Below are 15,972 nucleotides of genomic sequence, written 5' to 3'. Positions count from 1 at the left end.
TTTAACAATGATTGCGTTCCTTGTTTTTTTCTTTTATAATAGAGAGGAGATTAATAGTAAAAAAAACTAAAAAAACGGAGGCGTTACATGTTGTTTGATAAAATTGATCAACTAGGTGTCGATACTTTACGTACATTAAGTATCGATGCAGTACAAAAAGCCAATTCAGGACATCCAGGGTTACCAATGGGAGCTGCGCCAATGGCGTACGCTTTGTGGACAAAACATTTGAAAATCAATCCAGCGACTTCTCGCAATTGGGTCGACCGTGACCGTTTTGTGTTATCAGCTGGACATGGCTCGGCTTTGTTATATAGCTTACTCCACACTGCAGGTTACAACGTGACGACTGAAGATTTACAAAATTTCCGCCAATGGGAAAGCAAAACACCAGGACATCCTGAAGTCAACCATACAGATGGTGTCGAAGCGACGACTGGACCTTTAGGTCAAGGTATCGCAATGGCAGTCGGTATGGCGATGGCAGAAGCGCATTTAGCTGCAACGTACAACAAACCAAACTACAACGTAATCGATCACTATACGTATGCATTATGTGGAGATGGTGATTTGATGGAAGGCGTCTCTCAAGAAGCGGCTTCTATGGCCGGTCATTTGAAACTAGATAAATTGATCGTATTGTACGATTCAAATGATATTTCATTAGATGGACCGACGAATAAATCGTTTACTGAAAATGTAGGTCAACGCTTTGAAGCGTACGGTTGGCAACATATCTTAGTTAAAGAAGGCAATGATTTAGAAGCAATCAGTCGTGCGATCGAAGAAGCCAAAGCTGAAACGGACAGACCAACGTTGATCGAAATCAAAACTATCATCGGCTTTGGTGCGCCAAAACAAGGAACATCAGGCGTTCACGGTGCACCTTTAGGTCTTGAAGGCGTTCAAGCAGCGAAAAAAGCATACGGCTGGGATTATCCAGAGTTTACTGTACCTGAAGAAGCGAAAGCACGCTTTAAAGAAGCGATCAATGATCGTGGTGCGAAAGCCGAAGCGGCATGGAATGTCTTATTTGCTGACTATGAAACAGCACATCCAGAATTAGCGGCACAATTTAAAGCGGCCTTTGCGGGTGAGTTACCTGAAAATTGGGATCAAGAGATGCCCGTTTATGAAGAAGGAACAAGCCAAGCAAGTCGTGTGTCAAGTAAAGAAATGATCCAAGCGATCTCAAAAGCTGTCCCAAGTTTCTGGGGTGGATCAGCCGATCTATCAAGTTCAAACAATACAATGGTTGCGGCAGAATCTGATTTTGAGCCAGGAAACTATGCGGGCCGTAACATTTGGTATGGTGTACGTGAATTTGCGATGGCGGCAGCAATGAACGGGATCCAATTACATGGTGGAACAAAAGTATACGGTGGAACATTCTTTGTATTCGTCGATTACTTACGCCCAGCAGTACGCTTATCCGCAATCCAAGGCGTACCTTTAACGTATGTATTAACGCATGATTCAGTAGCAGTAGGAGAAGATGGTCCTACACATGAACCAGTTGAACAATTATCTAGCTTACGTTCAATGCCAAACTTACATGTCATTCGTCCAGCAGACGGAAACGAAACGCGTGCCGCATGGAAGATTGCAATGGAATCTAAAACAACACCAACTGTTTTAGTCTTAAGTCGTCAAAACTTACCTGTGTTACCGAATACCAACACAGATGCAGATGAAAACGTGAAAAAAGGGGCATATGTCGTATCTCCTCAAACAGGTGAAACACCAGAAGGAATCTTGATCGCGACAGGTTCTGAAGTGTATTTAGCCTATGAAGCACAACAAGCGCTAAAAGAAAAAGGAATTGATGTTTCTGTAGTGTCGATGCCAAGTATGGATCTTTTTGAACAACAATCAGTAGAATACAAACAAAGTGTCTTGCCAAAACAAGTGAAAAAACGTGTGGCAATCGAAGCAGGATCACCATTTGGTTGGGACCGTTATACAAAATGTCATGGAAAAGTGATCGCGATCGATCATTTTGGTGCTTCAGCTCCAGGAACAAAAATCCTTGAAGAATTTGGTTTTACCGTTTCAAACGTTGTTGAAACATTTGAAACATTATAGTCATCAAATTTTAATTTAGTGTATTTAAAAAAAACTCTGTTGGTCTGACGCGGCCAAACAGAGTTTTTTTTAAATCTTTTATCGGTCAAGGCGTGTTCCTTCTATGAACAATTTGATTTTTATGTGAAGATAATCGTATAATATGGTAAGGTTACTGGGAAATTTTAGGAGGAATTTATGACGCAGAAAACAAGAAGTCAACGACATGAAAAACAGTCGACACCACTTCGTCCATTACACGTGGCAATTCCATTAGCAGGAGCTGCTATGATCGTGGCCCCTACATTGATTAATGTATCGCAACAAGTCAACGCGGATGAAGTCGGTTATAGCCAAGCACAACAATTAATCAATCAAATTGGCCCATCTGCTTCGCAAATTGCAGATCAATATGATCTATATGCTTCAGTCATGATCGCGCAAGCATTGCTAGAAAGTGGAAATGGAAGTTCTACGCTTTCAAGTGCACCGTATTATAATCTATTTGGGGTAAAAGAGTATCACGGTGGTCCATCAGTTTGGCTATCTACACAAGAATATTTAAATGGACAATGGGTAACCATGAGTGAGCCATTTAGACAATACAATTCTTATTATGAATCTTTAGTAGATCATGCGAACGTGTTGATTTCTCAAGGTGCTATGTCTGGGCAACCACGTTATGCTGGTGCATTTAAAAGTAACGCACCAAGCTATTATGAAGCTACTGCTGCACTGACTGGGCGTTATGCAACTGATCCTACGTACGGTCAAAAATTGAATTGGCTGATCCAAAACTATCAACTCACACAGTTTGATACAGGAAGTACGTATATAGCAAGTACACCGACAACTCAAACCGAAACTAATCAAGCAGAAACTACCCAAACAACCAATTCAGCAAGCTTAGGGACGTACACAGTAGTAGAAGGGGATAGCTTGTGGTCTATCGCGCAAAAATATAATGTTTCATTAGTTGATTTGATTGCTAAAAATAATATTTCTGGAAATTTAATCGTTGTTGGCCAACAATTAACGTTATAATTAAATAAATCGAAAAAAGAGATAGCCATTTTTGGATATCTCTTTTTTCGTAAGGCAATAAGTTGAATAGGAGGGACTTTACATGAAACCATATTTATTTGTTATTGGAGATGTGCATGGGCAGTTACGTTTGTTGGAAAAATTGTTAAAAGATTATGATCCAAAATATCATCAATTAGTCTTTATTGGAGATTTAATCGATCGTGGACCAGAAAGTGTTGCTTGTATGCGTTTAGCAAAAGAACTAGTAGAAAGTACGCAAGCAATCTATTTGAAAGGCAATCATGAAGATTATTTATTACGTTTTTTAAACGATCCTGAAACCATCTTTGACCGTTATTTAGTAAATGGAGGTCAAGCAACGATCGAAGGATTGTTACACAAAGGTGCCACTTTAGAATATTCACCGACCGAAATGGCGCTAATGATTCGCTCTAAAGAAAAAGAGTTGATTCGTTTTTTAAAAAACTTGCCTTATTATTACGAATGGCACAAATACTTATGTGTTCATGCAGGTGTGAATTTGGCGCTAACACATTGGCAAGAAACATCGCGTCATGATTATTTGTGGATTCGTGAAGCCTTTCATCATTCTCCAAATCAAACGGGGAAAACGATCATTTTTGGTCATACTATCACACAAGTTTTAGCTGATGACAATCAATCGCTTGAGTTGTGGCAATCAGATCAAAAAATCGGCATCGATAGCGGCGCGACTTATGGCGGAGCATTGCATGGGGTGATCTTTGATGCTACAAAATTAATACAAGATATTTCATATAAAAATTATACAGACATCTGGACAGGTGAGCGCTGAGAAAGTAGGGACATTATGGCAACGCTAAGTACGACAATCCACCATCAATTACCACAGTATCGCAAAGAACAAATCGAGACTGTCTTGCGTTTATTAGACGAAGGCAATACGATTCCTTTTATTGCGCGTTATCGTAAGGAACAAACCAATGCATTAGATGAAGTAGCATTAAAAGAGATTTCAGATACCGCGATTTACGTCAATGCATTAGCAAAACGCAAGCTAGAGATCCTTCACCAATTAACAGAACTTGAGAAAGCAACACCAGCACTAACTAAAGCAATCGAAGAAGCAACACAATTAAATGTACTAGAAGAGTTATACCAGCCTTATAAACAAAAACGACGGACAAAAGCTACGATCGCAAAAGAAAATGGGTTGCAACCATTGGCTGATTGGATTCAAAGTTTTCCCAAAACAGGAGATCTTCAACAAAAAGCCCAAACATTTTGTACAAAAACGGTACCAACAGCTACTGATGCCCTAGAAGGTGCTCAATCTATTATCGCGGAATCGATTAACGAAAAAATTCATCTAAAAAAATGGATCAAAGATTATCTTAAACAGTTTGGAAATATACACACAACATTAAAAAAACAAGCAGAAGATCCTGAAAAAGTGTATCAAATGTACTATGATTTTTCCGAGAAAATAACCGATATCGTACCACATCGAATACTAGCAATCAATCGTGGTGAAAAAGTAGGGATCTTAAAAGTAACCATTAAGGTCGACGAAGCTAAAATCAAAGCATTTTTATATCGCAATTGCTGTCCAACGACAACGATTGCGCAAGAAGTCCTTTATAAAAGTATAGATCAAACATATAAAAGTATGATTTTCCCATCAATCGAACGTGAGATTCGTCATGAACTAACAGAAAAAGCAGAACTTCAAGCAATCCAAGTATTTGGAAATAATTTACGCAACTTATTATTGCAATCTCCATTAAAAAATCAAACTATTCTTGGCCTAGATCCAGCATATCGCACAGGCTGCAAACTTGCGATCATCGATGCCACCGGAGCTGTGAAACATATTGATATCATATACCCTCACCCGCCTGCTAGTGTGAACAAACGACAAGAAAGTGAAGCACGATTCCTTGATTTGATCGAGCGTTATCACGTGACGATGATTGCAATTGGCAATGGAACAGCAAGTCGTGAGTCCGAACAATTTGTGGCCAATCAACTTCAAAAGCTAACCCGTCCAGTTTACTTCACCATCGTGAGTGAAGCTGGTGCTTCGATTTATTCTGCCAGTGATGTCGCGCGAAAAGAATTTCCTGATTTAACCGTTGAAAAACGAAGTGCGATCAGTATCGCAAGACGGTTGCAAGATCCGTTGGCAGAATTAGTGAAAATCGATCCGCAATCTGTTGGTGTTGGTCAATATCAACATGATGTTTCTCAAACAAAATTGAAATCAGAATTAGCATTTATTGTTGAAACAGTTGTCAATCAAGTCGGAGTCGATGTCAATACTGCAAGTGCTGAATTATTAGTCCATATTGCAGGTCTAACAAAAACAACAGCTGAAAATATCGTAGCGTATCGTTTGGAAAATGGTCCATTTCAAACACGGATGCAATTAAAAAAAGTACCAAGATTAGGCCCAAAAGCCTTTGAACAAGCGATTGGATTTTTACGTATTTTTGATGGAAGTGAACCTCTTGATCAAACAGCGATCCATCCCGAAAGTTATGGCTTAGCGGAGAAACTATTGGGAGTATTACAATTGAAAAAAACGGACTTAGCAGTTGGAAAAATTCATACTACCGTGTCTGAACAAGATGTGTATGCAACCTACAAAAAAGAAGATCCAACAATCTCGGCTGTATTCATCCATGATGTATATACGCAATTATTACATCCAAGAACAGATATTCGTGAAGAAATGCCAAAACCCATTTTGCGTCAAGACGTATTATCGATCAAAGATGTCACTGTTGGAATGCAGTTGATTGGAACGATTCGCAATGTGGTTGACTTTGGTACCTTCGTAGACATTGGATTAAAACAAGATGGATTGGTCCATGTTTCGAAAATGAGTACAAATTTTGTAAAAAATGCCAGTGAATTAGTATCTGTGGGCGATATTGTGACGGTTTGGGTTGATGAACTCGATTTGGATCGACAACGCGTTAGCTTAACAATGATCGATCAAAAAAAGCGATAAACTCCTAAGAAAAGGAAAAATCAATTGCTATTTTAGGTAGTTTGTAAGATAATAGGCAACGGTTCGAAAAGTTACGGAATCAACTGAATGATAGGTAGAAAAGAGGAATTGAACCATGAAAGAGCAAGAGAAATTGTATCATTTTGTAGGCATCAAGGGTTCTGGAATGAGCTCTTTAGCTTTAGTCCTACATGAAAAAGGCTATAATGTACAAGGTTCTGACGTAGCCACTTATTTTTTTACACAACGTGATCTAGAAAAAGCAAATATTCCATTAATGGTGTTTAATAAAGACAATATCAGTGAACAAATGACAGTGATTGCAGGAAATGCATTCCCAGATACACACGAAGAATTGGTTCGTGCACATGAATTAGGTGTTGAAATCATTCGTTATCATGATTTCATTGGTCAGTTTATCCAAAACTTTACGAGTATTGCAGTCACTGGAGCTCATGGAAAAACTAGTACAACAGGAATGTTGGCCCATATTTTTACTGGCATCAAGCCAACGAGCTATCTTATTGGGGACGGTTCAGGTCATGGACAACCGGATGCAGAATTTTTTGCGTTTGAAGCATGTGAATACCGTCGTCACTTTTTAGCATACTCACCTGACTATGCGATCATGACGAATATCGACTTTGACCATCCTGATTACTATACCAGTATCGATGATGTATTTTCAGCATTCCAAACTATGGCTCAGCAAGTCAAAAAAGCGATTTTAGCTTATGGTGACGATGCATACTTACGTAAATTAGATGCTGATGTGCCTATTTACTTCTACGGGTTAAATGATAATGATGATTTTCAAGCAAAAGACATCAAACGAACGACAACAGGGTCAGCTTTTGATGTGTACTTTAAAGGCGAAAACATCGGGCACTTCGTTGTACCAGCATTTGGTGAACATAATATCAATAATGCATTAGGTGTAATCGGAACAGCTTATCTTGAAGGGTTAGATATGGAAAAGGTTGCTGCTGAGCTGTTAAGTTTTGCTGGTGTGAAACGTCGCTTTACCGAAAAGAAAGTAGCAGACATGACGATTGTCGACGACTATGCACATCATCCAGCAGAAATTATTGCAACGATCGACGGTGCTCGCCAAAAATATCCAGATAAAGAGATTATTGCCGTCTTCCAACCACACACGTTTACACGTACGATTGCTTTGATGGATGAATTTGCTGAAGCTTTAGATCTTGCTGATCATGTCTATCTATGTGATATCTTTGGATCAGCTCGCGAGACCAAAGGTGAAGTGAAAATTGAAGATCTAGGGAATAAAATTAGTAAAGGTGGTCAAGTAATCACCGAAGACAATGTATCCCCATTATTAAATTATGAACATGCTGTGGTTATTTTTATGGGAGCAGGCGATGTTCAAAAATTTGAACATGCCTATGAAGAACTATTAAGTAAAACAACACGAAACGTCTTGTAACCAAACAAAGATTTTGTCTCGATCAGACAAAATCTTTGTTTTTTCTTGTTTATAAGCAATCGAGCTTGCACTTTTTGTGGGTTTTGATAAAATTAAGAAAAATAGAAGTTGGAGGAGTATATTTTGAATATAGGTAAACCGAGAAAAATTGGAAAGACAATTGATGAGATAGAAGAAGGTGATTCGTTATCTTTAACGGAATCCATTGAAGACAATCAATTATTGTTGTATTTAGGATTAACCAATGATGCCAATCCTTTATACATCCAACATGACTATGCGCAAAAAACAGCATATGAACGTCCAATCGTGCCCTCGATCATGTTAATGGGGATTATTACGAGTGCTGTGTCAAAACATTTACCTGGAGCAGGGTCGCATGTTGTCAACTTTTCGGTCAATTTTATTGAACCTGTGTACCATTACGAAACCTTAACTTTTGATTTTGAAGTCATCAAAGTAGATAAAATGAAAGATGTGGTGACGATTTCTGTCGAAGCGATTAATACTGAAAAAGATCGAGTATTGGATGCTGTCGTGATCGTTCAACCACCGATTCAACTACAAGAAAGCGAGGATTTACATGAATAATACGTATACAGAAACAACAACTGGTCTAAATCGATTTTATGGAAAAGTCTATGGATTTTTTGCAATGGGTCTAAGTATCAGTGCAATTGCAGCTTATCTGTCGATTAATGTTTTTCAAGAACAAATGCTTCAATTCGTTCGTAATTTCCCTCTAGGTATTACAGGGATCTGGTTGATCGAATTAGTTTTAGTAGTGGTAATGAGTGCTAAAGCTGCTAAAAATCCTTCCTTGACGTTAGCAGGATTTATCGTGTATTCCCTTTTAAATGGAATTACTTTATCTGTCACGTTGATGATGTTTACCACTTCTAATGTAACCATCGCCTTTGTTACAGCGGCAGCTACTTTTTTTGCGATGTCAGCATATGGGATCATGACAAAACGGGATTTGAGTAAGGTTGGCCAAATCGGGATCGGTTTATTGATCGGTGTCATTATTGCGACACTTATCAATCTATTTGTTGGAAGTAGTGCGATCACATATTTCTTATCTTATGTGACGGTAGTGATCTTTATGGGATTAACAGCGTATGACAATCAACAAATCCGTAAATTGTACTATGCAGCAAATGGACAAAATCTAACAGGATTAGCGGCCTTTATGGCATTACAACTTTACTTGGATTTTATCAATTTATTTTTATCTTTATTGCAAATTTTCTCAAGAGATTAAAAAAGAAGCGTACGCGCTTCTTTTTTTTGTATCGAATTCATCGCAATTGTGCCGTTTTTTTGCTAAAATAATGCAGATAGAAGACTTGAAGGAGAGAGCACATGACGAAAAATAAATTATTACTAGTGGATGGCAATAGCGTAGCATTTCGCGCATTTTTTGCTTTACATCAATCACTAGAACGTTTTAAAAACAGTAGTGGACTACACACCAATGCGCTCTATGCTTTTCATAATATGTTTATGAATGTAATGGATAAAGAACAACCTACACACGTTTTAGTCGCATTCGATGCAGGGAAAACAACGTTTCGTAATGAATGGTATGATGACTATAAAGGGGGAAGAGCAAAAACCCCGAGTGAATTTAAAGAGCAAATGCCGTATTTGCGTGAATTGATAACTGCTTTAGGAGTCAAACATTATGAGTTACCAAACTACGAAGCCGACGATATCATCGGTACATTAGCCAAAACAGTCGATCCACAACAATTTGATGTTGTGATTTTAACTGGGGATCGTGATTTAACACAACTGGCTAGTGAGCATATCACAGTCGATATCACAGTTAAAGGTGTTAGTGAGATCGAACAATACACGCCTGCGTTTATCGCTGAAAAATACAATGGATTGACGCCAAATCAAATCATCGATATGAAAGGATTAGCTGGAGATGCGTCTGATAACATCCCTGGTGTCACAAAAGTAGGCGAAAAAACGGCCATCAAACTCTTGAATCAGTTTGGTAGTGTTGAAGGAATCTATGACCATATCGATGAATTGAAGAAAAGTAAGATGAAAGAAAATTTGATTGCAGATAAAGAACAAGCACTCTTGTCGAAACGATTGGCTACGATTGAAACCCAAGCACCCGTTGCGCTTAAGATCGAAGACTTGATTTATACGGGGAAAAATTTCGATGCATTGATCGCATTTTATCAAGAGATGAACTTTCAATCCTTTTTAGAAAAATTAGCCGTACCAGATGATATCAAAAAAATGGAGGAGATCCAGTTTCAGTATGTCACAGAAGTCACAAGTGAGATGTTTGGAGATGAAGGATCTTTATATATTGAAATGCTAGAAGAGAATTATCATACTAGTGATATTGTCGGACTTTCATGGAGCAATGGCAATAAAACCTATGTCACCGATCAAATCGAGAATCTAGAAAATCCACATTTTACCAACTGGTTACAAGATGAGTCTTGTAGAAAATATGTATTTGATGCGAAAAAGACGACAGTAGCACTCAATCGCTATGGGCAAACTGTAAAAGGAATCGAATTTGACCTTTTACTTGCCGCCTATCTACTTGATACAAACGATTCATCAAATGATATAGCGACGATTGCGGCACATTATGGTTATCATCAAGTGGAAACGGATGAGCGTGTCTATGGAAAAGGTGCGAAAAAAGGGCTACCTGCAGATGAAGAAGCATTCTATATTCACTTGGCGCGTAAAGTGCAGACGATTAATTATTTAAAAGAAAGTTTACTGACAGAACTTCATGAAAAAAATCAATTGGAGCTATTTAAAACGATCGAATTACCATTAGCTTTTATACTGGCGGAGATGGAAATGACCGGAATTCACGTGGATGCTTCTCGTTTAGTGGCGATGCGTACCGAATTTGCGGAACGATTGCATGCGATTGAAGAACATATCTTTGAACAAGCAGGTGAACGATTTAACTTAAATTCGCCAAAACAATTAGGTGTCATTTTGTTTGAAAAAATGGGGTTACCTGTAATCAAAAAAACGAAAACGGGCTATTCCACAGCTGTAGATGTCTTAGAACAGTTACGCGAACAAGCGCCAATCGTTGAAGATATCCTAGTGTACCGTCAAATTGCGAAGATTCAGTCGACGTATGTCGAAGGATTGCTGCGTATGATTCAAGCTGATGGAAAAGTGCATACGCGCTATATTCAAACACTGACACAAACTGGTCGCTTAAGTTCAGTCGATCCGAATCTACAAAACATTCCGATTCGTTTAGAAGAAGGACGGAAAATCCGTCAAGCGTTTGTTCCTAGAAAAGCGGATTGGGTCATTTATTCCTCAGATTATTCACAAATCGAGTTAAGAGTATTAGCTGATATGTCACATGATGAGCATTTGCAACAAGCGTTTATTGATAAACAAGATATCCATACGAGTACGGCGATGCGCGTATTTGGCGTGAGCGAGGCAGAAGTGACAAGTAATATGCGTCGGGATGCAAAAGCGGTGAATTTTGGAATCGTCTATGGTATCTCAGATTACGGTCTGTCTCAAAATTTAGGGATCACAAGAAAAGCTGCACAGCAATATATCGATACGTACTTTGAACGTTATCCAGGCGTGAAAACCTATATGGAAGAGATCGTAAAACAAGCCAAGCAACAAGGATTTGTCGAAACGTTGTACCATCGCCGCCGATATTTACCGGATCTAAATTCAAAAAATTATAATATTCGTTCATTCGCGGAACGTACGGCGATCAATACACCGATTCAAGGAAGCGCAGCAGATATTCTAAAAATCGCCATGATCGATCTTTCAAAACGCTTAAAAGAAGAACAATTACAAGCAACGATGTTACTACAAGTGCATGATGAACTTGTATTTGAAGTACCAAAAGAAGAAGTTGAACGTCTTGATGTATTGGTCAAAGACGTAATGAATCATGCTGTTTCTCTAGCTGTCCCATTAGTCAGTGACAGTAGTTGGGGAACGACATGGTATGATGCAAAGTGAGGAGATATTATGCCTGAATTACCAGAAGTCGAAACGGTTCGCAAAGGACTGGTTCAACTCGTTACAAATAAAACGATCGAAGCCGTGAATGTCTATTGGCCTAAGATCATCGAGCAGCCTGAAGTTCAACAGTTTCAAAGCGATTTAGTCGGCCAAACGATCCAAACCGTTCATCGCCGAGGAAAATACCTCATCTTTGTATTGGATACAGTTGAAATGGTCTCTCATTTACGAATGGAAGGAAAATATGATTACTTTCCTAACATCACACCTAAAAGCAAGCACACACATGTGACGTTTACCTTCACTGATAAAAGTCAGCTCCATTATCAAGATGTGCGTAAATTTGGACGAATGGCGTTGATTAAAAAAGGAACAGCAGGGATGTATAAAGGCATTAAGAAATTAGGTCCAGAACCGATTTTACCTGATTTTTCTTTAGATGCGTTTCAGATTCGTTTGAAACGAGTGAATAAAGCGATCAAACCTGCACTACTTGATCAAACGATTGTTACAGGACTAGGAAATATTTATGTGGATGAAGCGTTGTGGCGAGCAAAGATTCATCCAGAAACACCAGGATCTTTATTAAATACAACAGAAAGCACCGCTTTAAATGAAGCGATTATCGCTGTGTTACAAGAAGCTGTTGAAGCGGGTGGAACGACTATTAGAACGTATCAAAATGCTCTTGGTGAAGCAGGTTCGTTTCAAACATCGCTTTATGTATATGGCCAACAAGGAACACCTTGTGTGCGTTGTGGCACAGCGATCATCAAAACAAAAGTAGCACAACGCGGCACACACCTTTGTCCGCATTGTCAGATAAAAAAGGGCGTACGCGTATGACGATCGTACTAGGAATCACTGGAGGGATTGCTTGTGGTAAGACAACGGTCGTCACGTATTTAAACCAACAAGGGATACCGGTAATTGATGGCGATGTGATCGCGCGAAAAGTAGTCGAAAAAGGACAAGTAGGCTTAACGAAGCTCGTATCTGCTTTTGGTCCAACCATCTTAACAAAAGAGGGACAGCTAGACCGTGCTCATCTTGGTTCTTTGGTGTTTGCAGACCAGACTAAGCGTGAACAAATGAATCAGATTTTAGGTCCAATTATTCGCAAGGCGATCTTATCCGCCATTGATCAGTACAAAAAACAACGTGTTCCTTTAGTATTGGTGGATATTCCGTTACTTTATGAACACCATTATGAACAGTATATGACCAAAGTCTTAGTCGTAAGTGTGTCTCTTGATACTCAGTTAACACGGTTGATGAAACGCAATGGCTATAGCCAAGCTGAAGCATTAGCACGGATTGAAAGTCAATGGCCACTGAGTAAAAAGATTGAAAAAGCTGATATTCTTGTTGATAACGAAGGCTCTATTTATGATACACATCGACAATTGGATCAGATTTTAGCAAACTTGCAACAATTTGATGATAAAATGCTATGAAAACTCTAGTAAATCTAGAGTTTTTTATTTTGAATAGTGGGAGAGCGAAATGGTTTCATGTTATAATAAAGCCACTATTTAAGATTCGTAAGCAAATTAAAGTGAGGTGAACGGTATGCATTGTCCAAAATGCCACCATCAAAATTCTAAAGTTGTCGATAGCCGACAAGCAGATGACGGTCGGGCGATCCGTCGACGTCGCGAATGTGAACATTGCGGATTTCGTTTTACGACATTCGAGCGAATTGAAGAAACACCGTTACTTGTCATCAAAAAAAATGGTGACCGAGAAGAATTCAATCGAGAAAAAATTTTACGAGGGTTGATTCGTTCTGCTGAAAAGCGTCCTGTTGCGATGGAACAAATGGAGGCGATCGTGAGTCACGTCGAGTCTCGTGTTCGCGAGCTTGGAGAAAAAGAAGTATCAACCACGCAAATCGGTGAATTTGTAATGGAAGATTTAGTGAAACTTGATGAAATTTCTTATATTCGTTTTGCAAGTGTATATCGTCAGTTTAAAGACATGTCGGTGTTTTTAAAAGAACTACAAGATATTGTCGATAAAGCCAATCATCAGTCGTAAGGAATAGGAGTAAGATTATGGCAACTATTGCCCCAAATACATTGTATCAAGTCCGCTATGCAAGAGTCTTGACCTCTGCTGAGCGTGAGGCATTGTCGACACTTTATCAACCAATCATTGGTGCAGAGGCGGCTGCACTTTACTTTATTTTGCTCGGCGATGGTCAAGCAAGTAAAGAACATACTCATCTTGAGTTATTGCAATTACTTCCAATAGGGCTGACAAAATTAATTGAAGCACGCAAAAAATTAGAAGGCCTAGGATTATTAGCTGTTTTTCAAAAAGAAACAGAAGCATTCGGTGTAATCTATGGCTATGAATTGCATTTGCCACTAACACCAGAGCGCTTTTTTTCAGATACCACCTATAGTTTTTTATTAGAAAGTGTGATCGGTGAACGTCGTTTTCAAGAATTGTTGACGCGATATACTCCCAAAAAAATCCATTGGGAAGGCTTTACAGAAGTTACCCAAAAATTTGCAGATGTATACCGATTCGATTTGACTCGTTTTGGTCAAAAGATGGAGACGTTTGAAGCCATTTCGACTCAATTTTCTCCAAATACTAAAAATGTGATCGTAGAACAAACCTTAGATATTGGGTTTATGACGTTTCACGCACATAAAAAACAGATTGCAAAAGAAAATTTTACGGATGAATTCAAACAGCAGTTAGCACTTTTGCATCAATTATACGGGTATGATGAGCTAGAATTGGTTGAGTTAATGACACAAGTGGTCTCCTTAAGTGATGGCATGGTTGATATCAAAGCGTTAAAAAAATTGATTCAAACACGCAATGCCCAGTCCCAAAAAGTAAGAAAATCAACTGACACAACATCTTTAGATGAACAAAAACGCTTGAATACATTACGGCAATCGGGTTTTTCTGAAACGGATATCTTAGTGATTCAAGAAAGTGAAAAATATCTGCCATATGATTATTTTACGGCGATCAAACGGGAAAAGAAAAGTTACATTTCAAAATTAGAAGAATGGCTAGTCCGTGAATTGGTCGAACGTAGTCGGTTGAATAGTAGCGTGATTAATATTTTATTGCATTATGTGTTAGTCGTAAAAAATAATAGTACGTTGCCACAAAAGACGGTCGAAAAATTAGCGGCGGAATGGTCAGAAAAAGAGGTCACACGTCCTGAAGAGGCTGTCCAATTGGTCCGAGCATTGGACAAAGAACACAAACAAGCGCAAGAAGCTCGAGCAAAACAGCCATCACGCTATGGCAAGCCGGTGAAACAAGAAGTGTTGCCAAAGTGGTTAGCAGAACAAGAAAAAGAAAAACAAAAACAAAACGAACAAAATCCAAAAGAAGGTTTGGAACAACCGGCAAAAACATCGCAAGAGCAAGCACAACAAGAAGCACTTGAAGCACGGTTGCAAGCATATCTTAAACGTAAAGAAGGTGAACAATAATGGAAGATTTAGGCAAAAGTATGCAACAAAAAATGGATCAAAAAAATTATCGTGCTCGTTATCAAGAGATGATGGAAGACGTATTAAAAAACGAAGAAGTACAAGCGTTCTTAGCAAAACATAAAACTGAATTAACGCAACAAGACATTCAAAAAAGTTTTGCTAAGCTATATGAATTCGTCCAAGAAAAACAAAAATTTTTAAATAATGATCCATCCATGATCGCACCCGGTTATGAGCCAACGCTCACCATGAACTTTCACTTTATCGACGTCACGTACGTTCCGACAAGTGCCTTACTGGAAAAAGAACACCAACAAGAAGTCAAAGCTAGAATGCGTACGTTACATATGCCAAAAGATATTCAAGAGGCATCGATCGAGCACTATGAGCGCTCATCAGGGCGTAGTCAGGCTTGGCTTGCAGCTGTTGACTTTATCGAGTCTTATCAAGCAGATCCCAAAGCTTTTCATAAAGGATTGTATTTAGTTGGTCCGTTTGGCGTTGGAAAAACGTATCTATTAGGTGCGATCGCTCGTGAACTAGCAGAAGCAGGAAAACAAACGACCTTAGTCCATTTTCCAACCTTTGCATCAGATATGAAACAAGCGATCGCAAAGGATCAAGTCGGAGAAAAATTGGATGCGATCAAACGTACGCCTATTTTGATGATCGACGATATCGGAGCAGACTCGATGAGTAGTTGGATTCGCGATGAAGTGTTTGGAATTATTTTACAACATCGCATGCAAGAACAGTTGCCAACATTCTTTTCTTCCAATTTCTCAGTTGAAGAATTAGAGGCCCATCTGACCGTTTCCCAACGTGGAGATGTCGAACCATTAAAGTCAAAACGCATCATGGAACGGATTCGGTATTTAGTAAAAGAAATCGAGGTCACTGGACCCAATCGTCGTCTAGGCGAACAGTAGGAA

Annotated in this window: 13 protein-coding genes; all 13 read left to right on the top strand. The window is 38.9% G+C overall.

Annotated elements, in window-relative coordinates:
• The first annotated feature begins 90 nt into the window (after positions 1-90).
• The 13 genes from tkt to dnaI all read left to right on the top strand — a co-directional run bounded on the left by tkt (position 91) and on the right by dnaI (position 15,969).
• Positions 91-2,085: a transketolase gene (gene tkt, locus ACWOEC_RS04845; RefSeq protein WP_455306440.1), complete on the top strand. Its 1,995-nt coding sequence runs from the start codon at positions 91-93 to the stop codon at positions 2,083-2,085.
• A gap of 177 nt (positions 2,086-2,262) precedes the next feature.
• Positions 2,263-3,108: a glucosaminidase domain-containing protein gene (locus ACWOEC_RS04840; RefSeq protein WP_455306411.1), complete on the top strand. Its 846-nt coding sequence runs from the start codon at positions 2,263-2,265 to the stop codon at positions 3,106-3,108.
• 82 nt (positions 3,109-3,190) lie between these two features.
• Complete coding sequence (locus tag ACWOEC_RS04835; protein ID WP_455306409.1) at positions 3,191-3,925, top strand: metallophosphoesterase family protein; 735 nt, start codon at positions 3,191-3,193, stop codon at positions 3,923-3,925.
• A gap of 15 nt (positions 3,926-3,940) precedes the next feature.
• Positions 3,941-6,106 (top strand): Tex family protein, encoded by a 2,166-nt coding sequence (locus ACWOEC_RS04830; protein ID WP_455306407.1) that lies wholly within the window; start codon positions 3,941-3,943, stop codon positions 6,104-6,106.
• Between the two features lie 115 nt (positions 6,107-6,221).
• Positions 6,222-7,556: a UDP-N-acetylmuramate--L-alanine ligase gene (gene murC, locus ACWOEC_RS04825; protein WP_455306405.1), complete on the top strand. Its 1,335-nt coding sequence runs from the start codon at positions 6,222-6,224 to the stop codon at positions 7,554-7,556.
• A gap of 123 nt (positions 7,557-7,679) precedes the next feature.
• Positions 7,680-8,147, top strand: a complete 468-nt coding sequence (locus ACWOEC_RS04820) for a MaoC family dehydratase (RefSeq protein ID WP_297078872.1) — start codon at positions 7,680-7,682, stop codon at positions 8,145-8,147.
• Complete coding sequence (locus tag ACWOEC_RS04815) at positions 8,140-8,820, top strand: Bax inhibitor-1/YccA family protein (protein ID WP_297078873.1); 681 nt, start codon at positions 8,140-8,142, stop codon at positions 8,818-8,820. The genes ACWOEC_RS04820 and ACWOEC_RS04815 overlap by 8 nt, the downstream gene beginning before the upstream one ends.
• A 101-nt stretch (positions 8,821-8,921) precedes the next feature.
• On the top strand, positions 8,922-11,564 hold the full coding sequence (polA, locus tag ACWOEC_RS04810; protein ID WP_455306402.1) for a DNA polymerase I: 2,643 nt from the start codon (positions 8,922-8,924) through the stop codon (positions 11,562-11,564).
• A 9-nt stretch (positions 11,565-11,573) separates the two neighbouring features.
• Entirely contained in the window at positions 11,574-12,413 is an 840-nt protein-coding gene (mutM, locus tag ACWOEC_RS04805) for a DNA-formamidopyrimidine glycosylase (RefSeq protein WP_455306400.1), read from the top strand.
• The gene (gene coaE, locus ACWOEC_RS04800) at positions 12,410-13,024 is read left to right on the top strand and encodes a dephospho-CoA kinase (RefSeq protein WP_455306398.1); all 615 of its coding nucleotides are present in this window, start codon (positions 12,410-12,412) and stop codon (positions 13,022-13,024) included. The genes mutM and coaE overlap by 4 nt, the downstream gene beginning before the upstream one ends.
• Positions 13,025-13,139: 115 nt before the next feature.
• On the top strand, positions 13,140-13,607 hold the full coding sequence (nrdR, locus tag ACWOEC_RS04795; RefSeq protein ID WP_297078881.1) for a transcriptional regulator NrdR: 468 nt from the start codon (positions 13,140-13,142) through the stop codon (positions 13,605-13,607).
• 17 nt (positions 13,608-13,624) lie between these two features.
• Positions 13,625-15,037, top strand: coding sequence for a replication initiation and membrane attachment family protein (locus ACWOEC_RS04790; protein WP_455306395.1), 1,413 nt, complete (start codon positions 13,625-13,627; stop codon positions 15,035-15,037).
• Complete coding sequence (gene dnaI, locus ACWOEC_RS04785; protein WP_297078885.1) at positions 15,037-15,969, top strand: primosomal protein DnaI; 933 nt, start codon at positions 15,037-15,039, stop codon at positions 15,967-15,969. Before ACWOEC_RS04790 ends, dnaI begins: the two co-directional genes overlap by 1 nt.
• Positions 15,970-15,972: the final 3 nt, after the last annotated feature.

The organism is Enterococcus bulliens (assembly GCF_053761865.1).
The sequence above is the reverse complement of the archived record's forward strand: the minus strand, read 5'-3'. Positions and strand labels throughout refer to the sequence as shown.

Bases quoted from the DNA above. Each gene is read 5' to 3' on its own strand.
- ACWOEC_RS04830 (WP_455306407.1), top strand. From the start codon at position 3,941: ATGGCAACGCTAAGTACGACAATCCACCATCAATTACCACAGTATCGC.
- dnaI (WP_297078885.1), top strand. From the start codon at position 15,037: ATGGAAGATTTAGGCAAAAGTATGCAACAAAAAATGGATCAAAAAAAT.
- polA (WP_455306402.1), top strand. From the start codon at position 8,922: ATGACGAAAAATAAATTATTACTAGTGGATGGCAATAGCGTAGCATTT.
- murC (WP_455306405.1), top strand. From the start codon at position 6,222: ATGAAAGAGCAAGAGAAATTGTATCATTTTGTAGGCATCAAGGGTTCT.
- ACWOEC_RS04790 (WP_455306395.1), top strand. From the start codon at position 13,625: ATGGCAACTATTGCCCCAAATACATTGTATCAAGTCCGCTATGCAAGA.
- nrdR (WP_297078881.1), top strand. From the start codon at position 13,140: ATGCATTGTCCAAAATGCCACCATCAAAATTCTAAAGTTGTCGATAGC.
- ACWOEC_RS04815 (WP_297078873.1), top strand. From the start codon at position 8,140: ATGAATAATACGTATACAGAAACAACAACTGGTCTAAATCGATTTTAT.
- ACWOEC_RS04840 (WP_455306411.1), top strand. From the start codon at position 2,263: ATGACGCAGAAAACAAGAAGTCAACGACATGAAAAACAGTCGACACCA.
- ACWOEC_RS04835 (WP_455306409.1), top strand. From the start codon at position 3,191: ATGAAACCATATTTATTTGTTATTGGAGATGTGCATGGGCAGTTACGT.
- mutM (WP_455306400.1), top strand. From the start codon at position 11,574: ATGCCTGAATTACCAGAAGTCGAAACGGTTCGCAAAGGACTGGTTCAA.
- coaE (WP_455306398.1), top strand. From the start codon at position 12,410: ATGACGATCGTACTAGGAATCACTGGAGGGATTGCTTGTGGTAAGACA.